Annotated in this window: 26 protein-coding genes; 5 read left to right on the top strand and 21 right to left on the bottom strand. The window is 68.6% G+C overall.

All coding sequences use genetic code 11. The features are described from left to right. Positions 1 to 55: 55 nt before the first annotated feature. The 11 genes from ASC81_RS13690 to ASC81_RS13740 all read right to left on the bottom strand — a co-directional run bounded on the left by ASC81_RS13690 (position 56) and on the right by ASC81_RS13740 (position 9023). A complete protein-coding gene (locus tag ASC81_RS13690; protein ID WP_156392104.1) occupies positions 56 to 1084 on the bottom strand; it encodes an OmpA family protein in 1029 nt (342 codons plus the stop codon). A gap of 98 nt (positions 1085 to 1182) precedes the next feature. Next, entirely contained in the window at positions 1183 to 2022 is an 840-nt protein-coding gene (locus ASC81_RS13695) for a gamma-glutamyl-gamma-aminobutyrate hydrolase family protein (RefSeq protein WP_056268011.1), read from the bottom strand. Continuing rightward, entirely contained in the window at positions 2019 to 2825 is an 807-nt protein-coding gene (locus tag ASC81_RS13700) for a gamma-glutamyl-gamma-aminobutyrate hydrolase family protein (protein WP_056269015.1), read from the bottom strand. Before ASC81_RS13700 ends, ASC81_RS13695 begins: the two co-directional genes overlap by 4 nt. A 99-nt stretch (positions 2826 to 2924) precedes the next feature. Continuing rightward, positions 2925 to 3632 (bottom strand): extensin family protein, encoded by a 708-nt coding sequence (locus ASC81_RS13705; protein WP_082536510.1) that lies wholly within the window; start codon positions 3630 to 3632, stop codon positions 2925 to 2927. A 37-nt stretch (positions 3633 to 3669) separates the two neighbouring features. Beyond that, entirely contained in the window at positions 3670 to 4428 is a 759-nt protein-coding gene (locus ASC81_RS13710; RefSeq protein WP_056268014.1) for an N-acetyltransferase, read from the bottom strand. After that, the gene (locus ASC81_RS13715) at positions 4421 to 4960 is read right to left on the bottom strand and encodes a GNAT family N-acetyltransferase (protein WP_056268018.1); all 540 of its coding nucleotides are present in this window, start codon (positions 4958 to 4960) and stop codon (positions 4421 to 4423) included. The genes ASC81_RS13710 and ASC81_RS13715 overlap by 8 nt, the downstream gene beginning before the upstream one ends. Beyond that, positions 4957 to 5730: a ParA family protein gene (locus ASC81_RS13720; RefSeq protein ID WP_056268021.1), complete on the bottom strand. Its 774-nt coding sequence runs from the start codon at positions 5728 to 5730 to the stop codon at positions 4957 to 4959. The genes ASC81_RS13715 and ASC81_RS13720 overlap by 4 nt, the downstream gene beginning before the upstream one ends. A gap of 33 nt (positions 5731 to 5763) precedes the next feature. Then, entirely contained in the window at positions 5764 to 6390 is a 627-nt protein-coding gene (gene rsmG, locus ASC81_RS13725; RefSeq protein ID WP_056268024.1) for a 16S rRNA (guanine(527)-N(7))-methyltransferase RsmG, read from the bottom strand. Further along, positions 6387 to 8339 carry a tRNA uridine-5-carboxymethylaminomethyl(34) synthesis enzyme MnmG gene (gene mnmG, locus ASC81_RS13730; protein WP_056269019.1) on the bottom strand — a complete coding sequence of 651 codons (1953 nt, stop codon included), beginning with the start codon at positions 8337 to 8339 and terminating at the stop codon, positions 6387 to 6389. Before mnmG ends, rsmG begins: the two co-directional genes overlap by 4 nt. 5 nt (positions 8340 to 8344) lie before the next feature. After that, positions 8345 to 8764 (bottom strand): type II toxin-antitoxin system VapC family toxin, encoded by a 420-nt coding sequence (locus ASC81_RS13735; RefSeq protein WP_082536511.1) that lies wholly within the window; start codon positions 8762 to 8764, stop codon positions 8345 to 8347. A gap of 4 nt (positions 8765 to 8768) precedes the next feature. Then, on the bottom strand, positions 8769 to 9023 hold the full coding sequence (locus ASC81_RS13740) for a type II toxin-antitoxin system Phd/YefM family antitoxin (protein WP_082536512.1): 255 nt from the start codon (positions 9021 to 9023) through the stop codon (positions 8769 to 8771). A gap of 59 nt (positions 9024 to 9082) precedes the next feature. Here ASC81_RS13740 and ASC81_RS13745 point away from each other — a divergent pair, with 59 nt between their 5' ends. Beyond that, the gene (locus ASC81_RS13745; RefSeq protein WP_056268032.1) at positions 9083 to 9349 is read left to right on the top strand and encodes a zinc/iron-chelating domain-containing protein; all 267 of its coding nucleotides are present in this window, start codon (positions 9083 to 9085) and stop codon (positions 9347 to 9349) included. Here ASC81_RS13745 and ASC81_RS13750 read toward each other — a convergent pair. After that, positions 9337 to 9561: a DUF2061 domain-containing protein gene (locus ASC81_RS13750; RefSeq protein ID WP_056268033.1), complete on the bottom strand. Its 225-nt coding sequence runs from the start codon at positions 9559 to 9561 to the stop codon at positions 9337 to 9339. The genes ASC81_RS13745 and ASC81_RS13750 overlap by 13 nt on opposite strands. A 106-nt stretch (positions 9562 to 9667) precedes the next feature. On the opposite strand from ASC81_RS13750, the gene ASC81_RS13755 reads away from it, so the two are divergent. Then, positions 9668 to 10159, top strand: a complete 492-nt coding sequence (locus ASC81_RS13755; protein ID WP_056268036.1) for a hypothetical protein — start codon at positions 9668 to 9670, stop codon at positions 10157 to 10159. Here ASC81_RS13755 and ASC81_RS13760 read toward each other — a convergent pair. Genes ASC81_RS13760 through ASC81_RS13775 form a run of 4 tightly spaced genes read right to left on the bottom strand, consistent with a single transcriptional unit; the run spans position 10156 to position 14079 of the window. Then, a complete protein-coding gene (locus ASC81_RS13760) occupies positions 10156 to 10647 on the bottom strand; it encodes a hypothetical protein (RefSeq protein ID WP_156392107.1) in 492 nt (163 codons plus the stop codon). The two genes, ASC81_RS13755 and ASC81_RS13760, sit on opposite strands and share 4 nt — an antisense overlap. Continuing rightward, a complete protein-coding gene (locus ASC81_RS13765) occupies positions 10644 to 11807 on the bottom strand; it encodes an ABC transporter permease (RefSeq protein ID WP_056268041.1) in 1164 nt (387 codons plus the stop codon). The genes ASC81_RS13760 and ASC81_RS13765 overlap by 4 nt, the downstream gene beginning before the upstream one ends. Then, positions 11804 to 12586, bottom strand: coding sequence for an ATP-binding cassette domain-containing protein (locus tag ASC81_RS13770; protein ID WP_056268044.1), 783 nt, complete (start codon positions 12584 to 12586; stop codon positions 11804 to 11806). The genes ASC81_RS13765 and ASC81_RS13770 overlap by 4 nt, the downstream gene beginning before the upstream one ends. Then, positions 12583 to 14079 carry an alpha/beta hydrolase gene (locus ASC81_RS13775; protein WP_056268047.1) on the bottom strand — a complete coding sequence of 499 codons (1497 nt, stop codon included), beginning with the start codon at positions 14077 to 14079 and terminating at the stop codon, positions 12583 to 12585. Before ASC81_RS13775 ends, ASC81_RS13770 begins: the two co-directional genes overlap by 4 nt. Before the next feature lie 215 nt (positions 14080 to 14294). Here ASC81_RS13775 and ASC81_RS13780 point away from each other — a divergent pair, with 215 nt between their 5' ends. Continuing rightward, entirely contained in the window at positions 14295 to 14501 is a 207-nt protein-coding gene (locus ASC81_RS13780; protein WP_056269021.1) for a hypothetical protein, read from the top strand. Here ASC81_RS13780 and ASC81_RS13785 read toward each other — a convergent pair whose 3' ends face one another. The 3 genes from ASC81_RS13785 to ASC81_RS13795 form a co-directional block, all read right to left on the bottom strand. Then, positions 14502 to 16067 (bottom strand): thioredoxin fold domain-containing protein, encoded by a 1566-nt coding sequence (locus ASC81_RS13785; RefSeq protein WP_056268049.1) that lies wholly within the window; start codon positions 16065 to 16067, stop codon positions 14502 to 14504. A gap of 73 nt (positions 16068 to 16140) precedes the next feature. Next, positions 16141 to 16581 (bottom strand): nuclear transport factor 2 family protein, encoded by a 441-nt coding sequence (locus ASC81_RS13790; protein WP_056268052.1) that lies wholly within the window; start codon positions 16579 to 16581, stop codon positions 16141 to 16143. Next, entirely contained in the window at positions 16578 to 17006 is a 429-nt protein-coding gene (locus tag ASC81_RS13795) for a MerR family transcriptional regulator (RefSeq protein ID WP_056268055.1), read from the bottom strand. Before ASC81_RS13795 ends, ASC81_RS13790 begins: the two co-directional genes overlap by 4 nt. A gap of 48 nt (positions 17007 to 17054) precedes the next feature. On the opposite strand from ASC81_RS13795, the gene ASC81_RS13800 reads away from it, so the two are divergent. Further along, positions 17055 to 17726 carry a DNA alkylation repair protein gene (locus ASC81_RS13800; RefSeq protein ID WP_056268059.1) on the top strand — a complete coding sequence of 224 codons (672 nt, stop codon included), beginning with the start codon at positions 17055 to 17057 and terminating at the stop codon, positions 17724 to 17726. On the opposite strand, the gene ASC81_RS13805 is transcribed toward ASC81_RS13800, so the two are convergent. Then, positions 17723 to 18100, bottom strand: coding sequence for a cupin domain-containing protein (locus ASC81_RS13805; RefSeq protein WP_056268062.1), 378 nt, complete (start codon positions 18098 to 18100; stop codon positions 17723 to 17725). The genes ASC81_RS13800 and ASC81_RS13805 overlap by 4 nt on opposite strands. A 256-nt stretch (positions 18101 to 18356) precedes the next feature. Between ASC81_RS13805 and ASC81_RS13810 the strand changes: the two genes are divergently transcribed. Further along, positions 18357 to 18572: a hypothetical protein gene (locus tag ASC81_RS13810; protein ID WP_056268065.1), complete on the top strand. Its 216-nt coding sequence runs from the start codon at positions 18357 to 18359 to the stop codon at positions 18570 to 18572. Positions 18573 to 18577: 5 nt separating this feature from the next. On the opposite strand, the gene ASC81_RS13815 is transcribed toward ASC81_RS13810, so the two are convergent. Continuing rightward, the gene (locus tag ASC81_RS13815; RefSeq protein WP_056268068.1) at positions 18578 to 20629 is read right to left on the bottom strand and encodes an NADPH-dependent 2,4-dienoyl-CoA reductase; all 2052 of its coding nucleotides are present in this window, start codon (positions 20627 to 20629) and stop codon (positions 18578 to 18580) included. Between the last annotated feature and the right edge of the window lie 180 nt (positions 20630 to 20809).

The following is a 20809-nucleotide window of genomic DNA, read 5'->3' on the forward strand; positions in this document are numbered from 1 at the left end:
GGACTCTACCTGGATAGCGGTGTCCCGTGCCTGGTCTGAGCCCTGCGGGCAAGCGCTATTGCGCGACCAGCTCGACGCGCCGGTTCCGGGCCCGCCCTGCCTCATCGCCATTGCCCGCAACCGGCGCCAGGCTGGCCAGGCCTTTGGGGCTCAGGCGCTTGGCATCCACCTTGTATGGCGGCGCGGCGAGGGCCATGACGACGGCACGCGCCCGCTCCGTGCTCAGCACCTGGTTGGCGTCGAAGCTGCCGACGTTGTCGGTGTGGCCGACGACCCAGGCCTTCAACGCCGGCTGGCTCTTCAGCAATTCGGCCATCGCATCGAGCTGGGCCTTGGACTCGGGTTTGAGCTCGGTCTTCCCGGTGTCGAAGAACAGGCCCGTCAGCGTGACGCGGCCTTCCGCCGCCAGGCCGGCCTGCAGCGCGGCGGGGTCCACCGTCACCTGGCCGGTGGCCATCGCCTTGGGCTCGACGACCTGCACATAGGTGGCCACCAGCCCGGTCGTTGCGTTCGCGGCCAGCGAGGTGTAGAGCAGCACCGTGGCTTCCTGGCCCGGCTTGCCGAGCGTGCCGACCAGCATGCGGCCTTCGTCGTTGGCCAGCGCGGACGTCAGGCTGTAGCGGCTGCCTGTGGGCGTGTCGACGTCGCCCTTGGCCCAGACGAAGCCCTTGGTGGGCTGGAGCTGGCGCACCCAGGCGAAGTAGAGGTCGTAGCAGTCGCGCTCGCAGACGAAGCGCGGCTTGAGCCCGGCGGCCGTCAGCGCCTGCTGGTAGTTGCGCCAGACCTCCAGCGCCGCCTTGCCGCGCGGCGCGATGTAGAGGGTCTGGGTGACCTTGCCTTCCAGCTCCACCAACTCCTCGAACTTGTACTTGTCGGCCTTCTGGACCTTGGGCGAGGCGGGCACGGCGGCGGCGTCCCATTCGGCCACGCGCTGCCCGGCCAGCCAGGAGCCGGCAAAGCGTTTGATGAGCGGGTGGTCGGCGCTTTGGGGCGCGTCCGCCTTCGGCGTCTCGGCGTGCGCGGCGGTCATGAAAGCCAGGGCCAGACCAAGGGACAGAGGGACGGAAAGCAGGCGGGTCAGCATGTCGGCGGTTGAGTTGAGGGCGGCCGCATGTTGCCGCAGCAATGCGCCGGCCCGCAGCGGCTGCTGACTGCAAACGTGGGACGTGCGCGGGGAGCGGCTCACGCCGGCTGCGGCATCAGCACAGGAAGTGGCGTCTGCGACGCCAGCCGCGCCCAACAGGCATCGACATAGGCCGCCATGATGCGGGCGTAGCGCGGGTGCTGCTGATGGCCCCACTCAGGGTGGAACTGGAAACCCCAGGCAAATTGCGACGCGTCGTGCCAGCGGAAGGCCTCGACGATGCCGTCGTCGGCGACCGCCTCAGCCACCAACCCCGGCGCCAGACGCTTGACGCCCTGCGAATGCAGGGAGCTGACGGCGATGCGGCTGCAGCCTGTGATGTGTTCGAGCAGGCCGCCCGGTTGCAGGTTGACGTGGTGGCGCTCGCGGTACTGCGCGTCCAGCGGCTCATCGGGGTCTTCCCAATGCGCCACGGGGCCGCCGAGCGCCTTCAGGTCCTGGTGCAGGCTGCCGCCCATCGCGACGTTGAATTCCTGCGAGCCGCGGCAGATGCCGATCAGCGGCACCCGCTGTTCGATGCACAACCGGATGAGGGGCAGGGACACCGCCTCACGCTCGCTGTCGTAGGCCAGGTCGCCGTGAGCCGGCTCCTCGCCGTACAGCCGTGGGTTGACATTGGTGGCCGAGCCACCCAGCAGCACGCCCTGCACGCCGGCCAGCAGCGAGGGCAGCCGGGCCACCGGCACGCGCGGAAAGCACACCGGTTGCAGGCCGAGGTTGAGCAAGGTGCGCGTGCCGACCTCGTCCATCACGGTGTACTGCTGCGGGTGCCCGTGCTCGTTGCCCAGCTCGCGGTGGCTGGCCACCACCCAGACGGTCGGCACGCGGAAATCCCCGTTCACGGGCTCGGTGCGAAAGGCGGGTTCACGCGCACTCATTGACAGGTCTCCAAGCGCTGCTGCGCATGCGCGCGGCAGGCCGACGCGAAAGCTTCCAAGGTGCGGCCGTAAAAGGCGATGCGGTCATAGCGCCACTCCGGGTGCCATTGCACGCCGTAGGCAAATGCCTCGGCGCTGGCGACGCGCACGCCTTCCACCAGGCCATCGGGCGCGCGGGCCTCGGCCACCATGCCGTCACCCAGGCGCTTGATGCCCTGGCCGTGCAGCGAGTTGACCAAGACGCGCGTGCTGCCGCCCGCCCACTCCGCAAAGGCGCTGCCGGGCTCCAGCAGCACCTCGTGGCGTTCGGCGAACTGCGCCTCTAGGTCGACATCCTGCGGTTCGCGGTGATCCAGCAGGCCATGCTCGGCATGCACCTGCTGGTAGAGACTGCCGCCCAGGGCGACATTCATCTCCTGCATGCCGCGGCACACGCCGAACAGAGGCGTGGCGGCCGCGATGGCCTCGCGCACCAGGGCCATCGTGAGGCGGTCGCGGCGCGGGTCGAGCACGTCGGTAGGCAGCGCCGCCGCGCCGAAATGCGTGGCCTCGACGTTGGACGGCGAGCCGGTCAGCAGCACGCCGTCGACCAGCGGCAGCAGGTCGTGCACGTCGCCGGCGCCGGCCATCGGGAAAAGCACCGGCTGCAGGCCCAGCTCGCAGACGGCAGCGGCATAGCGGTCCGCCAGCACGGTGTAGCCGCCGGGGTCGGACAGGTCGAGGTTGCGGTGGCAGGCCGGCAGCCACACCAGCGGGCGGTGTTCACTGAATCGACGGCCGGGCGCGGGAACAGGCACATTCATGACCTTGATGCTGCGGCAGCGGATGCGCGCCGCCTGCACCGCCGGGCCGCATCTGCATGTCGGACGGTTCCGACAGCGCAGGTGCGAGGCGCGTCGTCGTCAGCGGCAAGTGCGCCAACCGCCAGTCTCCAGGTGGAAATGGTCGCGGTGCGCGGCGTTGTAGTCGGGCCCGAGCACGCCATGGAACCAGCGGCAGGCGCCGTCGTGCGCGTCGCGCAGGAAGGCGGCTTCCACGCTGGCGCTGTCTAAGTTACCCCAGTCGCGCTTTACCCCAACGCGCCGGCCGCTGCGCAGCATGAAGCCGATCACGTCCAGTGCCTCGGCGGTGGCGTGCCGGCTGCGTGCCGCGCCTTCGCGCCCGTAGACGTTGCGGCAGGCATAGCTGCCGACGTGCTGGACGCGCTGCAGCGAGTCACCGAAATGGCGCTGCGCGGCGGGGGCCAGCGTGTGCCGCTGCCACATCGCCAGCGCCAGCACCGACGGGCAGGACAGCGAGAACGCCTCGCCCACGCCGACCTCGCCCATGGTCGAGACCCGCCACGCCTGCGTGAAGCCGCAGCCTTCGCCGGTGCGCCGGTCGGGCAGCGGCTCGACGCGCCAGGGCAGCACGCCCACCAGTTGTGCGCAGCGTTCGGGGTCGCGCTGCGCGCGTGCGAGCTTGAAGCCGGTGAGCCAGTTCGGCACCTCGTCGACCACCAGCGGCGCGAAGGGGTTGTGACGGTCGGGCAGCCGCCACCAGCCTTGCTGCCAGCCGAGCGCGGCCACCGCCATGATGGTCACGAGCAGCACAAGCCGGAAGTGCTTCATGCGACGCACGGGGCAATCCGCAGGCCGGTTTGCCTGATCAGGTCAGCTCGCGCTCGGGGCTGCGGTAGTGGTAGCGGTAGGCGAAGACGAAACCCATGCGCGCATAGAGGCGCTTGGCGACGTCGTTGTCGCTGCCCACCTGCAGGTAGGCCTGGCGTGCGCCTTGCGCGTGGGCGAGCGTCAGCAAGGCGCGGCACAGCCGCTCGCCATGGCCCTGACGCGGTGCGGCCGAGGCGATGTCATACAGCCCGACGATGTCGCCGTCCACGACCATCTGGCCACAGGCCAGCAGTGCTCCGACATCGTCGTGCAGCGCAAAGCCCTGGTAAGTGACTGGGGCGTTAGCGATGCGCTCGGCATGGGCCGCAATCGCGGTTTGGGATGAGCCGCGCAGCGCGCCGACCAAACGCGCATACGGGGCGGCGTCGAGCGCTTGCAGGGCAGTTGCTGCAGGCTCCGGCGCGAGGGTGCCCAGCAGCATGACGTCGGCCGCGTCAAAGCTGCCCCAGCCCCTGGCGGCCAGCAGGGCGTCCAGGTCGGCCGGCTGGCTCCATGGCGTCACGCGCACGGCCAGGGGCAGGCCAGCGGCGTCGTAGGCCTGCTGGCAGCGCGCCAGCAAGTCGTCCAGCGGCAGCGTGCCTTCGCGCAGCGCATTGATGCAGCGAGAGCGCTTGGCCTTGCCCGGCGACAGGCGGAGCAGCCAGCCGTCGATGTCGGCCTGCTGGGGCGGGGCGCTAGCGTCGAGACCTGCGAGTTCGGCGCGATGGGCGAGGGCCTGGAGGTGGGTTTCAAGCATGGGCGAGCAGCACTGAAGGGTCGCGCCAGATGCAGCGCCACTCGGGCAGGCAGACGCCGCCAAAAGGCGGTGTCGTGCCAGGGTCGATGAACTGGGCGCCCATGCGGGCATAGAAGCGCTTGGCGGGCTCGTTCTGATCCAACACCCAAAGGTGCAGCGGCTGGGTGTGCGCCGGCCCCAACTCGTGCACGACGGCCTGCAGCAGCTGGCGGCCGATGCCACCGCCCTTGAGGTCGGGGTGGACGTGCAGGTTGTCGACCAGCGTGCCGCAGACCGGGTCGTGGCCGGGCAACACATAGGCGAAGCCGATCATCTGGTCGGCGGCGTCTTCGGCCACGATGCCGAAAGCCGACGGGACCGGCGACGTCCGCAGCCGTTCGCGCCAGACGGCCTGGCGGTCGGCGAAGACGTCGTGGTCAAGAAAGTCGTCGGGCACGATGCCGCGGTAGGCACTGCGCCAGCTGATGGCGTGGAGGTCAGCGACTGCGTCCGCGTCGTCCGCGCGCATGGCGCGCAACACCAGCGCTCTCATCGCATCGTCTCGATGCGCCTCACCATCTCCTTGGCGAACTCGACAAACGCCTGAGCGCCCTTGGAGCTGGGGTCGAACACGACACCCGGGAGGCCGTAGCTCGGTGCCTCGGCCAGCCGCACATTGCGCGGGATGACGGTGTCGAAGACCTTGTTGCCGAAGTGAGCCTTGAGCTGGTCGCTGACCTGCTGCTGGAGCGTGATGCGCGGGTCGAACATGACGCGTAGCAGGCCGATGATCTGCAGGTCGGGGTTGAGATTGGCGTGGATCTGCTTGATGGTGTTGACCAGGTCGGTCAGGCCTTCCAGCGCAAAGTACTCGCACTGCATCGGCACGATGACACCATGGGCGCTGCAAAGGCCATTCAGTGTCAGCATGGACAGCGACGGCGGGCAATCGATCAGGATGAAGTCGTAGTCGGCGGCGACCTCGGCGATGGCCGTCTTGATGCGCTTCTCGCGGCGCTCCAGTGCCACCAGGTCGACCTCGGCGCCGGCCAGTTCGCGGTTGGCGCCGAGCACGTCATAGCCGGACTTCTCGGCCCGGGTGCGCGCCTCGGCGACGGACGCGGACTCCAGCAGGACGTCGTAGACCGTCATCTCCAGCTTGCGCTTGTCGATGCCGGAACCCATGGTCGCGTTGCCCTGCGGGTCCAGGTCAACAACCAATACGCGCTGGCCGATCTGGGCAAGGCCGGCGGCTAGGTTGACGGTGGTGGTGGTCTTGCCGACGCCGCCCTTCTGGTTGGCGATGCAGAAAATTTTGGCCATTGCGGTCCTGCCCTCAGAGGGCGGGATGGTAGTTCAGCGGGGGCGCATCCAAACGATGCAGCGCCGGGCGTCCAGGCCCGGGACAGCCAGTTGTTCCACGTGAAACACGTCCACGTCGGTGGGCAGGGCCGCGATTTCGTCGGTCGGGTGGTGGCCCTTCATCGCCATCCAGATGGCGCCTTCAGCCACGTGCCGCCGCGTCAGGCTGGTGAAGTCGACCAGCGACGCGAAGGCTCGTGATGTGATCACGCCAAATGGTTCGGTTTCCAGCATTTCCACGCGACTGTGGACGCCGTGCAAGTTGGGCAGGCGCAGTTCGGCCGCGACCTGCTGGATAAAAGTGGCTTTCTTGGCAACGGCATCCACGCAGCTGACGTCGGTCCGAGGGCAGCAGACCGCGATGACGACACCTGGCAGGCCACCGCCAGCGCCCACATCCATGAGTCTGGCCGGCGCGCCGTGCCGCTGCAGCGGGGCAATGACCGAAAGGCTGTCCACCAAATGGTGCGTCAGCATCTGCTCGGGGTCGCGCACGGCGGTCAAGTTGTAGACCTTGTTCCACTTTTGCAGCAGGGCCAGGTAGGCCAGCAGCTGGCCGAGTTGGTTCTCGCTGAGGTCCAGGCCGAGTTCGCGTGCTGCCGCTTCGAGCGCGTCCTTCATGCAGCTTCCGCCTCGGCGGTGAAGCCCTTGAACTTGCCCTTCTTCAGGTGCACCAGCAGCAGCGATATCGCCGCTGGCGTGATGCCGGAGATGCGCGATGCCTGGCCCAGCGTCCCGGGGCGATGGGTATTCAGCTTTTGCCGTGCCTCGAAGGAGAGGGCGTGGACGAGGCCGTAATCCAAGTCGTCCGGCAGCTTCAGGTGCTCAGAGTGCGCGGCGCGGGCCACGTCGTCTACCTGCTTGTTGATGTAGCCGGCGTACTTGGTGCTGATCTCGACTTGCTCGGTCACAAGAGCGGCCAGCTCGGAGCCCAACTCGGCGTTCAACGTTTCACGTGAAACACCGGCCTCGGGTCGCGCAATCGAAGCGACTTCGGCAACGGTGTCAAAAACGACGCCCGGGCGACGTAGCAGATCAACCAGCGTGTACTCCCGCTCGAGCGCTTTGCCGACGAGGCGCTCCGCGTCCGCCGCCGGCAGGATGCCTGCATGCACCCACGTGCTCTTCAGCCGTTCTGTTTCACGTGAAACGGCGTCGCGCTTGCGGTTGAATGCAGTCCATCGAGCGTCGTCCACCAAGCCCAGTTGGCGGCCAGTCTCCGTCAGGCGCGCATCGGCGTTGTCTTCACGCAGCTGGAGGCGGAACTCGGCGCGGCTGGTGAACATGCGGTAGGGCTCGGTGACGCCCTTGGTGATCAGGTCGTCGACCAACACGCCGAGATAGGCCTGGTCGCGCGCTGGCGTCCAGGGACCGTCTCCGCGTACCTGCAGGGCCGCGTTCAGGCCAGCAAACAAACCTTGGGCGGCGGCCTCCTCGTAGCCCGTGGTGCCGTTGATCTGCCCGGCGAAGAACAGACCCTGGATCACCCTGGTCTCGAACGAAGCCTTCAAACCGCGCGGGTCAAAGTAGTCGTACTCGATGGCGTAGCCGGGACGCAGGATGTCGGCGTTCTCCAGGCCCGGGATGCTGCGCACGGCGGCGAGCTGAATGTCGAAGGGCAGGGAGGTGGAAATGCCGTTGGGGTAGACCTCGTGCGTCGTCAGGCCCTCGGGCTCCAGGAAGATCTGGTGCGAGTCCTTGTCGGCGAAGCGGTTGACCTTGTCCTCGATGCTCGGGCAGTAGCGCGGCCCCACGCCCTCGATGACGCCGGTGAACATGGGGCTGCGGTTGAAGCCGCTGCGGATGATTTCGTGCGTGCGCAGGTTGGTGTGAGTGATCCAGCAGGGCACCTGCTGCGGGTGCATGGCCTTGTTGCCGATGAAGCTGAATACCGGCACGGGGTCGAGATCGCCCGGTTGCGCCTCGCACTTGCTGAAGTCGATGGTGCGGCCGTCCAGGCGCGGCGGGGTGCCGGTCTTCAGGCGCCCCTGAGGCAGTTTCAGCTCCTTGAGCCGAGCCGACAGCGAGACGGCCGGCGGGTCGCCCGCGCGGCCGGCGGAGTAGTTCTGCAGGCCGACGTGGATGCGGCCGTCCAGGAAGGTGCCGGCCGTCAGCACGACGGCGCGGGCCCGGAACTGGATGCCGGCCTGCGTGACGGCGCCGACGACGCGGTCGCCTTCCACCATGAGGTCGTCCACCGCCTGCTGGAACAGCTGCAGGTTGGGTTGGTTCTCCAGCATGCGGCGGATGGCGGCCTTGTAGAGGATGCGGTCGGCCTGCGCGCGGGTGGCGCGCACGGCTGGGCCCTTGCTGCCGTTCAGGATTCGGAACTGGATGCCGCCTTCATCGGTGGCCAGCGCCATCGCGCCGCCCAGGGCGTCCACCTCCTTGACGAGGTGGCCCTTGCCGATGCCGCCGATGCTGGGGTTGCAGCTCATCTGGCCCAGCGTCTCGATGTTGTGGGTCAGCAGCAGCGTCTGCGCGCCCATGCGCGCGGCGGCCAGCGCGGCCTCGGTGCCGGCATGGCCGCCACCGACGACGATGACGTCGAATTCCTTGGGGTACAGCATGGTCGTCATTCCGAAATCAAGTGTGTGCGCAGGCCCGCAGCCTCTGCGGCGGCGGCCTGGCGGCGGTCGGCCGTGACGAACAAGTCCACGCGGCCGAGCAGCGCGGCCGCCACGTGCAGCGCGTCCATGGTCCGCAGAGGGGTCGCGTCCAGCGCCTGTATGGCAGCGCGTTCCAGGCCGGACGTGAAGGGCATCACGTCGACCTGCTCGAAACTGCTGTCGATCTCCGCGCGTGTTTGCCGCAGCGCTTCGATGTCGTAGCGGCCTTCCCGGCCCAGGCGCGTCAACGCCGAGTGGAGTTCGACCCGGCAATGCGGTGCGGCCACCAGGCTGCGGGCGTTGCCCATGCAGGCCAGCACCGCCGCGCGGCCCGGTTCGTCCACGAAGCGCTTGAATAGCGCCGATGAGTCCAACAACATTTTCATGGGCTCACCACGGCGATTCTTCGCGCTCTTCGATGATCATCTGCGAGCCGGTTTTGGCCCCCGGCTTCAGGCACACCAGCGGAGTGAAGGGGCGTTTCCAGCTGGGCACATGTTCAGGGTCAGCGGTCTTTTCCACCACCGGCACCAGCTCCGCCACCGGCTTGCCATGGCGCAGGATGCGCACAGTCTCGCCCTTCTCGACCAAGTCCAGCATGGCGGACACATTCGCGCGGAACTCGCTCAACGGCAGGCTGTGCATTGTGATTTTGTACAAAACTTGGGAATTGCACATTTTAAGCCTGCCATGACAATTGCGCCATGGACTGCCGCCCCCATTGCGCCGCCTGCTGCATCGCCCCGTCGATCAGCTCGCCCATCCCCGGCCACCCGAATGGCAAGCCGGCTGGCGTGCGCTGCGTGCAGCTGGACGATGAACTGCGCTGCCGGATATTCGGCCGTCCTGAGCGGCCGGCCGTGTGCGGCTCCCTGCAACCCGAAGAGCTGATGTGCGGCGACAACCGCGAGCAGGCGATGCGCTGGCTGGGGTGGATGGAGAACGAGACCGCGCCCGTTCAGGCCGGCTGAGGCTGGGCGCCGCGAACGCGGCCGAAACGCGCCCGCCAGCCTTGCGCACGCGGATGGTCCCAATACTCGTCGAAGAAGTAGTGCAGCACCGTGTTGGCCAGCGGCTCGATGAAGGTCACCGCGCCGGCGATGGCGACGCTGCCGGTCAGCGCGTAAGTGATGCCGAAAGAAGTGCCGAGATGCAGGATGCCGAAGCTGACGGTCTTGGCCATGGTGTCTATCGCTGGTTTGAATCGAATAGCAAATGCTAATGATTCTCAGCTCGGCCGGCCAATCAGTTGCGGCTATCCCGCTCATCGCCATTTACGCTCCGGCGCCATGACGCCGACCGACACCCCGCCACCACCCGACAGCCTGCTCGCCCGCCTCGCAAGCGAACGCAGCGCCTTTGCCGATGCCTACACGCTGCGCATGCCGCGTGTGGTCACGTTGGCCGAACTCGTCGAGGCCTTCTACACGACGCGCCTGTTCAAGGTCGAGCGTGCGCTGCTTGCGCTGTTAGGCAAGCCCTCCAGCGACGCCATGGCCCGGGCCCTGGCGCGCGGTGACGGCCAGCGGCTGGCGGCCTGGACGATCGAAGCGCGCAGTGGCGACGAGCTGCTGATGCACGAAGATAGCGGCGCCACCCGCTCTTGGTTCAAGGCCGAGGCGAGTGAGGGCGGCACGACGTTGTGGTTCGGCTCGGCCGTCGTGCCGCGTCGCCCCGCGGCAGGCGGCGAGGCGCGAATGGGCTGGGTCTTCCACGCGCTACTGGGCTTTCACCGCTGGTATTCGCGCGCGCTGCTGGCCGCGGCGGCGCGGCGGCTTTAAGGCCCTGTGCCCTTGCCGCTGACCTTGTCCGTCACCGGCTGCCGGCTGGCCAGATCCTCGATCCAGACCTCGCAAGCCTCGGCCGCAATGCGGCCTGCCACGCGGTAGGCGTTGCCGGCCTGCGGCGTGAAGGCGACGTCTCCCTGCACCCTGCAGGTCGGGTTGGTCATCGCAAGGATGGGCGCTGCGTATTGCGTGGTGGCCTGCAGATGCACGCGCGCCGGGCGCAGCGGCAGCTCGTTCGTCAGGGCAACCGGCGCCACCGCAAAACCGCGGCCCTGGTTGGCCCGCACGGTCGCCATGCTGGTGGTCGCCAGGCGCCGCCCGTCGACCTGCGTCATCTCGAACACGTGCAGCAGCTGGCCGCTGACCTGCACGGCCTGGTCCGCCACATTGGCCGTTGGGCCGGTGTAGTCGGGCGGCGTGGCGGGCTCGATGCTGGCGCAGCCGGCGAGCGCCAAGCCTGCCAAAGCGGCAACGGCCCTCATCGTGCCACCGCCGCGCGCATCGACCGCGCCACGTAGAGCAGCGCCACCACCGTCAGCGCCAAGCCGATGACGACGCCCGGCATGACCTGAGCCCAACGCAGCGTCTCGCCCTTCAGCACGGCCAGCATCAGCGTATTCTGCGCAAGACCCGGCACCCAGAGGTACCAGGGCGCGTCGCCGCCGGGATTGAGCAGGCCGACCATCGGCGCCAGGCTGACGGCGGTGATGACGAGGGTGCTGCTGGCCTGCGCCTCCTTGAACGTCTTGGATCGGATGGCCAGAGCCATCAGCAGGGCGGACAGGCCGGCCGCAAGCGGGATCTGCAGCAGCCAGAAGGCCACCACCTCCTGCATGCCGAACTGGAACATGGCCTGCAGGCTGTCGCTCTTCAGCAGCCACTGCGCTGGCACAAAGCTCAAGGACGACAACAGCGCCACCGCCATGCCCAGCAGCGCGACGGCGCCCCACTTGCCGGCCACGATGGCGCCATGCGGCGCGGGGTTCATCAGCAGCGGCTCCAGCGAGCCGCGCTCGCGCTCGCCCGCGGTGCTGTCCAGCGCCGCGGTCAGCGCGCCATAGAGCACGGCCATGATGATGAACATCGGGATGATGCTGGTCAGCCGCGCGGCGCGGGCCTGCACGCTGGCGAGGTCGCGGTCCTCGATGTCGACCGGCTCCAGCAGCTCGGTGGAAACGCCGCGGATTGCCAGGTTCAGCGAGGCCCGCTCGCGGTTGAAGCCCCAGAGTAGGCCCTTGATGGCGCCCACGCCGCCGCTGGCGCGCTGGTTGGCGCTGTCGCTGACCACCTCGACCGTCGGCGCCTCGCCGATCAGCAGCTTGGCCTCGAAGTCCGCCGGCACGACCATCACCGGCTCCAGCAGCGTGGTGGCGCGCAACTGCGCTTCGTAGTCCGCCGGTGCGGTCTTGACCGTGTAGGTCTGGCGTTCGATGAAGTTCTTCAGCGTCGGCGCATGCTCGATGCCCACTGCCATCAGCTCGCGCCGCTCGGCGCGCTCCTCGAACGAGGCGATCAAGCCTGACAGCGCCATCAACAGCAGCGGCCCCATCAGCAGGGCGGGTATGAGCAGGCGCAGCAGCGTGCGACGGTCACGCAGCGCGTCGGACAACTCTTTGGCAAAGACGATCCAGGCCTGCTTCATGCAGCCACCTCTTCCGGAAATGCGAGCTTGACGAAGGCGTCCTCGAAGCGCGGTTCACCCGCCTGGTCGAGCAGCTCTGGCACGCTGCCGCGCGCCACGCTGCGCCCATGGGAGACGATGACGACCTCATCGCAGAGCAGCTCCACCTCTTGCATGATGTGCGTCGACAGCACGATGCACTTGCCGCCACCCTCGGCGCTGCGCAGCCAGCGCAAGGCTTCGCGCAGCGCGCGGGTGGCCAGCACGTCCAGGCCGTTGGTCGGCTCGTCGAGCACGATGTTGGCAGGGTCGTGCACGAGCGCGCGGGCCAGCGCCGTCTTCATGCGCTCGCCCTGGCTGAAGCCGTCGGCGCGGCGGTCGAGGATGGCCTGCATGTCCAGCAGCCGGGCCAGCTCCTCGGCGCGCGCGTTCGCGGCCTCGGGGGCCATGCCCTGCAGGCGGCCGAAGTAGGCGATGTTCTCGCGCGCGCTCAGACGCGGGTACAGGCCATGCGCGTCGCCCAGGATGCCCATGCGCGCCAATGCTTTCAGCGGTGCATCCTGCACCGCGATGCCGTCGCAGGCGATATGACCCGCATCGGGCTTGATCAGGCCGGCCAGCATGCGCAGCGTCGTCGTCTTGCCCGCGCCGTTGGCGCCGAGCAGGCCGGTGATACGGCCATTGGCCGCCGTCACGCTGACGCCTTGAACCGCGTGCACGACGCGCTTTGCGCCACGCTTGAACAGGCCGCCGCCGGTCTGGGCGACAAAATGCTTGTGGACGTCTTGGATGTCGATCATTTCAGCGCCTTTGCCTGAACCGGCTGGACGGGTTGGAAGGCCGGCGGCCGCGGAACGCGTGTCGCGCAGGCGGCGTCCTTCAAGAAGCCCTCGGGCAGCGCGGCCTCGTCCGTCTTTGCGTCGATGAAGCGGAACATGACATCGCGCACGCAGCCCACGGCCATGACGCCATGGCCGGCCTCGGGCACGACGAGATGCTGCACGCGCGCCGGGTTGCCTGCGGCGAGCGCCTTGGCCACGCGCTCGCCGTGTCGGGCCGGCGTGGCCGGATCGGCGCCGCCGCTCATGAGCAGCACGGGGCTGGGCGCTGGCGGGATCTTGTAGAAATCGGCCGGCACCTCGCCGCGGGGCCAGGTCTTGCAGACGCGGGCGTACATGTCGGCATCGACACGGCCGAAGTCCGCCGCCGGTGCGTCGGCCGCCTGCGCCAGCCGCGGCACGTCTTCTGCGCAGATGACCGAGAAATGCATGCCCATCGCCAGCTTCATGCCCTTGCCTGTGCCGAAGGCAGTGGTCAGCCCGAACAGACCTTCGAAGCGGCCGTCGGCCGCGGCCGCGTGGATGGCAGCGGGCAGGGCGGCGGCCAGCGCGGGCTGGTAGAGCGGCGGCCGCACCGCGCGCAGCAGCAGCTCGCGGTCAACGGCGAATTGCTCCGGCACGCCGGTCAGCGGGTGAGCCACGCTGACCTGGCGCGGCAGCGAGGCCAGCAGCTTCTGCCAGTCGGCGCGCAGCTCGGGGTGTGTCTTGGCATGGGCTGCGATGAGCTTGTCCAGCGCCGCCTGGGTATCGGGCGAGAAGCTGGCCGGCAGCACCATGTCGGGCGGCGCCACGCCGTCGATGATCGTGCGGCGCACCTTGGTTGGAAACTGGCGCAGGTACTCCAGTGCCGCGCGTGTGCCGTAGCTGCCGCCGATGAGGTTCCACTGCGGCACGCCCAGCGCCTCGCGAACGGCATCCATGTCCTGCATGGCGATGGTCGTCGTAAAGAAGCGCAGGCCGCCGTCCAGCCCGTACGGCAGCTTCTCCAGCGCCGCGCGGCATTCGTCCAGGCGGCGCATCTGCGCGGCCGTGTCGAGCTGCTCGGTGACCGGCAGCTTGCTGTCGTCCGCGCAGTCCAGCGGTGCCGACTTGCCGGTGCCGCGCTGGTCGATGAAGACCAGGTCGCGCCGGTTGTTCAGCCGGCCGAGCCGCTGCAGCACGCGGGGCGCCACGTTGATGGCGCTCTGGCCGGGCCCGCCCGCCAGCATCAGCACGGCGTCGGGCTGCTTGTTGCGCGCCATCGCGGGCACGACAAGGAACTGGATGTCCACCTTCGCGCCGTCCGGCCGTGCGGGGTCGAGCGGGCGTTGCAGGCTGCCGCACAGCAGCTCGTTCGGAATGCTGTCGACGCGGCAGGGTTTGAGCGCCGTGGCCGCGTGGGCCAGCGACGGGCCGCACAGCGCGGCCGAGATGAGAGCGGCGAGCGCACAGGCGCGCCGGGCGGGCAGGGGCATGAGGAAAGCTCCGGGGACGGGTTGGCCGCGAGTATCCAGGCCCCTGCGCGGGCTGCCACCGGGCCGGGGTCGGCTGGCGGCGTGGTCGGTTGAATGGCCCCAAATGCGTGATGAATGGCGGGGCATGTGCTACTTTTGCAATGCCGTGGCGCTACTGGATGCGCCTGCCCACCTCAACATCCCGACAGCGGCCCAGCCGCGAAGAAAGGCAGTGCGTGCAGACACTCGACGAGATGCGTGATCGTTGCCTGCTGACCCACGAGCAGCATGCCGAGATTGGTGCCTGGGTCAGCCAGGCGCGCACCCCCGAGGCCATCATGGCCATGCCCGAGGGCCTGTGGCGCACGCTGGAACTGGCCAGCGTGCTGATGGATGTGGACGCCGACCTGCGGCGCGAGCCGCTGCTGTCGGACGGGGTCTGATCAGGCGGCCTTGCTGGCCGGTTTCATCAGTCCCTGGCAGGCCGAACGGGCCTTGACGTCTGCACCGTCAAGCTTGCCGCAGACGCCGTCGAGCTGGGCCTTGAGCCGGCCGACCGCGGCCGCCTGTGCCGGCCCCTGGTTCCAGGTGCCGAGCAGGCTGGCCACGCGCTTGAGCGACCGTTCGCTGCGCTCATAGAACGCGCCGGGGTCCTTTTCGGCCTCCGCAAACAGCTGGGCGGCGGCCTTCTCGATGCGCGGCGTGTCTTCGGGCGACAGCTCCACCAGCGCCGCAAGATAGCCCGAGCCCCACTGCAGGCGCGTCGCCGGCCCCTCGCTCTTGTTGAAGGCTTCCTCGTACCAGCGCAGCGCGTCGGCCTTGCGGCCCTGCTTCTTGGCGTTGCCGCCCAGCTGGCTCATCAGGTAGTAGGGCGAGTGGCTGCGCGCCAGGGCCGACTTCAGCAGCTCGTCGCTCTCCTTCCACAGGCCGGCGCGGCCCAGCAGATGGGCGGCCTGAGTGACGACGGCCTGGCGTTCGAAGCCGTCGGTGACCTCGCGATTGGCGCGGCTGGTCTGCTCGCGAGCCTCGGCCAGCAGCGCTGCGGGCAAGTTCTTCGGGTTCGGCTCATCCTTGGCCGTGTCGATGCGGGCCAGGTCGATGCGTGCCTGCAGCGCGTTCAGGCGGTCGGCGCGGGACAGCGTCGCGTCCTGGTTCAGGCGCCGGAGGGCCGTGTCGAACTCGGCGACGAGCGCCGCGCGCGCCTCGCCCTGGGCGGGCGCCAGCGCCTTGACCAGATCGGTCGCCTCGTTGGCCAGCACGTCCATCTGCGCACGCGCCTGCGCCGCGTCGGCCAGCACGGCCCGCAGCCGCGGCAGCTGGGCTGCGTCGGCCGCCTTGCCCTCTGCCAGCGCGCCGATGGACTTCAGCCATAGCCGCGTCGTCGTCTCCCCGTCACCATGATTGGCAGCTTCGCTGGCCTTGGCCAGCTGGGTCAACGTCGCGGCGCGCTCGGTCACGGGCAGCAGTTGCTGTTCGTCTGTCTCCCAGCCGTAGAAGCCGAGCAGCCGCCATTCGTTTGCCGACAGCTTCTTGCCAGCCCGGGCGTCGGCGAGCACCGCCTTGACCGGGCGGCCGCTGGACAGGCCGAGTTGCAGCACCTTCATGACCTGGGCCGCATCGGCCTCGCCGGGCAGCCGTGTGACTTCGCTGCCATTGGCGTTGAACAGGATCAGCGTCGGATAGCCGCGCACCTTGAAGCGCGTGCCCAGCTTCTGGGCGCCGGGCGCATCGCCATCGATGCCGACCGCCACGAAGGCCTTGCTCTGCTCGATGAAGTCCGCGCGGTTGAATAGCGTGGCCTTGAGCTGGTTGCAAGGCGGGCACCACTTGGCTCCCCAGTAGAGCAGCACCGGCTTCTTCTCGGTCTTGGCCTGGACGAAGTAGCGGTCGATGTCGGCGTCGGCCGCGGCGGCCTGCCAGGACACGCCGGGGCCGGTGGTGGCATGGGCGGGGGCACAGCTCAGGGTCAGGGAAAGCGCAAGCGTCGAGAAGAGGGGTAGCAGCTTCATGGCGGGCGGCGATAAGGGGGTGCGCCGATTGTCCTTGGCTTTGCGGCAGCCCTGGCGCGTTTACCGAGGCCACTCATGAGCTGGCCGCATGAGGGCCGGGATCGGGCGCACCGAGCACGCGGCAGGCCAGGTCGGTGTCCATGTACTCGGTGACCTCCAAGAGCCGGCCGGCCCGCAGGCGGAACACCATGCAGTAGTGGTTGTTGTAGGCCTCGCCCGCGTGGGTCTGCACCTCGCCCCGGCACTGAACGACCACGTGCTCGCCATCAGCGATAAAGCGCTGCGCGCGGCTGCGATAGCGCGTCGCAAAGCGCTGGAACAACGGCTGCAGCAGCTGGCCGCGCACCGCGTCACGGCCGGCCCAGCGGCGCGACCAGCGCGAGACGCCGGCAATCGTCCAGCTGAAGTCTTCGTCCATGGCAGCAACGAAGGGGCCGCCGTCGCCCTCCGCCAAGGCGGCGTAGATGGACTGCAGCAGGGCCTTGTTGGCGACCGGGGTGTCAACGGAAGTCATGGCGTGCTCCTGGGGTTCAGCGGATCACGTGCCGGGCGCTCGCCGGTTGCGATCCAGTCGTCATAGAAATCGAGCTTCTGGTCCAGCGCGCCCAGGGCGTCCTGCCAGCGGGCGATGGTCGCCAGCACGTCGGCGCGGTGAGCGGCGAGCATGTCGCGCCGCGCGGCCAGACTCTTGCGGCCCTGGCTGACCAAGGCCGTGTAGCGGCGCATCTCGGCGATGGACATGCCGGTCGTGCGCAGTCTTTCCATCAGTTCGAGCCAGGCGACGTGTTGCTCGCTATAGCGCCGCCGGCCGCCGGCGTCGCGCGCCACGCCGGGCACCAGGCCTTGTGCCTCGTACCAGCGGATCGCATGAACAGACTTGCCGCAACGCTGGGCCAACGTGCCGATCAGCAGCAGGGGTGGGTCGTCTCGGGATGCCATGCAGGCATTGGACGACCTAGAGTGCGCTCTAAGTCAAGCACCCTTGCCATGAACAGCAGCGACCGCCTTCATCACGCTCTGAGCCGCCTGCGTGCGGCGGCCCGCCCGGAGGCACTGGCCGACATGGCCCGCTTCGGCCTTACCGGCGAGGGCCGCCTGGGCCTGGCCGTGCCGACTTTGCGAGCGTTGGCGCGCGAGTTCAAGCGCGACCACGAGCTGGCGCTGGCGCTGTGGGACACCGGCATCCCCGACGCCCAGATCCTGGCCAGCATGGTGGCCGAGTCCGCGAAGCTGACGGTCGAGCAGATGGACCACTGGGTGGCCGGCATGCGCGCCTGGGATGTCTGCGACCAGGCCTGCACGAACGCGTTTGTCAAAAGCCCGCTGGCCTGGGACGCCATTCCACGCTGGTCGGGGCGCCAGCCGGAGTTCGAGAAGCGCGCCGGTTTCACGCTGCTGGCCGTGGCCGCGGTGCACCAAAAGACGCGACCGGATGCCGATTTCCTCGCCCGGCTGCCCCTTATCGAAGCCGCAGCCGACGACGAGCGCAACTTCGTCAAGAAAGCCGTGAACTGGGCGCTGCGTCAGATCGGCAAGCGCAGTACCGGTTTGCGTGAGCCGGCGCTCACTTTGGCGGAGCGGCTGTGCGGCCGTCCCGAGAAGTCAGCGCGCTGGATCGGCGCGGACGCCCGCCGCGAGCTGAGCCGGGCCCGCGGCTAGCCGCGCAGCTGCTCATCAATGGAGCGCGTCTTTTCATTGGGCGAGTCGCCGCTGTGCAGCGTGGTCTTGCGCTCGATCAGCATCAGCAGGCACTCCTCCTCGGCGACCGGGCAGTGCTCCACGCCGCGCGGCACGACGAACATCTGACCGGCCTCCAGCGTCACGGGGCCGTCGCGCAGCTCGATGCGCAGCTGGCCGCGCAGGATGTGGAAAAGCTCGTCCTCGTCCGGGTGGCGGTGCCAGCCGAAGGTCCCCTGCACCTTGGCGACCTTGACGTAGTTGTCGTCAAAGGCGCCGACGACGCGCGGCGACCAGAGTTCGGTCAGGCTGGCGGCGATGTCGATCGGACTGACGGCCGTGGTGAGTTGCTTCATGTCGTTGTGCAGGCGTTGGGCTGAGGCAGGCGCCAGCGTATCCGCGGCGGCAGTTTGCGGTTCCGCGGGATATCGAGGGCATCAATTGATGCTGACCCCATTTTGAATCCCCCTTTTGGGTGAGTTCGGGGGGGGCCATCCCCCGCACTCCCCCTTCGTTCCACCTTCCGGGTGATGGCCGGCAAGAGGGCTGGCGCCGATGCTGACGTTGTGCCGTTTTCCACGGTGTCGAACGCCTCAAACCCCGGAGCCCACCATGCAATTCTTCAGCTCTTCGCAACAAGCCTGGTCCACTTCCAAGCTGCCGCTGACGCCGCTGCAGCGGCCCCGCGCAAACGGCGGCAATGGCGCCAAGGGCAAGGCCGCGGTCGGCGGCTGGTTCGACTCGAGCTTCGATCTGGCCACCGGCCTGGAAGTCTCGGAGCAGGACAACGACACTCTTTACCAACTCTGGGAACTGTCCCAGAGCTAAGCCGCTCAGAGGGCGCAGGCCAGCTTCGTCCCCTGCAGGATCGCGCGCTTGGCGTCCAACTCGCCCGCCTCCAGCGCGCCGCCGATCAGGTGAACGTTGACGCCGGCCGCCTTGAGCGGCGCCTCCAGCTCGCGCAGCGGCTCCTGGCCGGCGCACAGCACGATGGTGTCGGCCTCGATCAACTGCGCGTCCGCCCGCTTTTCGCCATAGCTGACCCACAAGCCCTCGGGTGTGATCTGCTCGTAGTTGACGCTGGCCAGCATGTCGACGTTTTTCATCTTCAGCGCTGCTCGGTGGATCCAGCCGGTCGTCTTGCCCAAGCCTGCGCCTGGCTTGCCGGCCTTGCGCTGCAGCAGTGTGATCTGGCGCGTCGGCGCATCCGGTGCCGGCCGCAGCAGGCCGGCCCGCACCTGCTCCGGGTCGCCCACGCCCCAATGCTTGCGCCAGGCCGCCGGATCCAGCGTCAGCGAATGGCCAGCCTCCAGCAGGTACTCGGCGACATCGAAGCCGATGCCGCCGGCGCCGACGATGGCCACGCGGCCGCCGACCGGCCTGTCGTGCCTGAGCACGTCGACATAGCTCAGCACCTGGCCGCGCGCCTGGCCTTCGTTCTGGCCCTTGATGCGCGGGTCGCGGGCACTGACGCCGGTGGCCAGCAGCACCTCGTCGAAGTCCTTCAGGCCCTCAGCGTCGACGCGGCAATTCAGCCTCAGGTCCACGCCGGTGATCTCGATGCGGCGGCGGAAATAGCGCAGCGTCTCGCCGAACTCTTCCTTGCCCGGGATGCGCCTGGCCATGTTGAACTGCCCGCCGATCTCCGCCGCGCCGTCGAACAGCGTCACCGCGTGGCCGCGCTCGGCCAGCGTCGTCGCCGCGGCCAGTCCCGCCGGGCCGGCGCCGACGACAGCGACGCGCTTCTTCGCGCCTTGCACTGGTCGTAAGACGATCTCCTGCTCGTAGGCCGCCCTCGGGTTGACCAGGCAAGTCGAGATCTTCTGCGCGAAGGTGTGATCCAGGCATGCCTGGTTGCAGGCGATGCAGGTGTTGATCTCGTCGGCCCTGCCCTGGCGTGCCTTCTTGACGAACTCCGAATCGGCCAGGAACGGCCGGGCCATCGACACCATGTCGGCGCTGCCGTCGGCAAGCACCTCCTCGGCGACCTCGGGCGTGTTGATGCGGTTGCTGGTGATCAGCGGGGTCGTGATGCCCTCTTCCCGCAGCTTGGCGCGAAGTTTGGCCGTGACCCACGCGAAGCCCGCGCGCGGCACGCTGGTCGCGATGGTCGGGATGCGCGCCTCGTGCCAGCCGATGCCGGTGTTGATGATGGTCGCCCCACCCCGTGCCACACGCCGTGCGAGTTCCAGCACCTCGTCCCAGCTGCTGCCGTTGGGCACCAGGTCCAGCATGGACAGGCGGTAGATGATGATGAAGTCCGGCCCCACCGCTTCGCGCATGCGCGCCAGGATCTCCAGCGGCAGGCGCATGCGGTTCTCGTACGACCCGCCCCAGTCGTCGGTGCGCTGGTTGGTGTGGGTGACGAGGAACTGGTTGATGAAGTAACCCTCGCTGCCCATCACCTCCACGCCGTCGTAGCCCGCCTCGCGCGCCAGCTTCGCGCAGCGGATGAAAGCGCGAATCTGCCGTTCGATGCCCCGCGCGCTCAGCTCGCGAGGCGTGAACGGCGTGATCGGGCTCTGGATGCGCGACGGCGCCACGCACAGCGGCGAATAGCCATAGCGGCCCGTGTGCAGAATCTGCAGCGCGATCTTGCCGCCCTCGGCATGCACGGCATCCGTGATGATCTTGTGGCGCCGGGCCGAGCCCGAGGTCGCCAGCGTGCCGGCAAACGGCTTGGCCCAGCCCTCGATGTTGGGCGCGAAGCCGCCCGTCACGATCAGCCCGACCTCGCCGCGCGCGCGCTCGGCGAAGAACACCGCCATGCGCTCGAAGTGCTTGCGCCCGTCCTCCAGGCCGGTGTGCATGCTGCCCATCAGCACGCGGTTCTTCAGCGTCGTGAAGCCGAGGTCCAGGGGCGCGAGGAGGTGGGGATAGTTCATGGCGGCGGATGCTACCGACGCGCCCGCGTCGGAATTGGAGTGTTCTCCTCACCCGGATCTAGGGCAGACCCTCTCCCTCAGCAACAGTTCTTCACCCGCCGCTGTGGGGTGGAAACCGTGACATCCTCCGCTTGAGTTCTAATCGCGAGTCCGCATTCCAGGGATAGGCCCGGCGGTTTG

It is taken from the genome of Pelomonas sp. Root405 (genome assembly GCF_001425165.1).
In the GTDB taxonomy this organism is placed as follows: domain Bacteria; phylum Pseudomonadota; class Gammaproteobacteria; order Burkholderiales; family Burkholderiaceae_C; genus Pelomonas.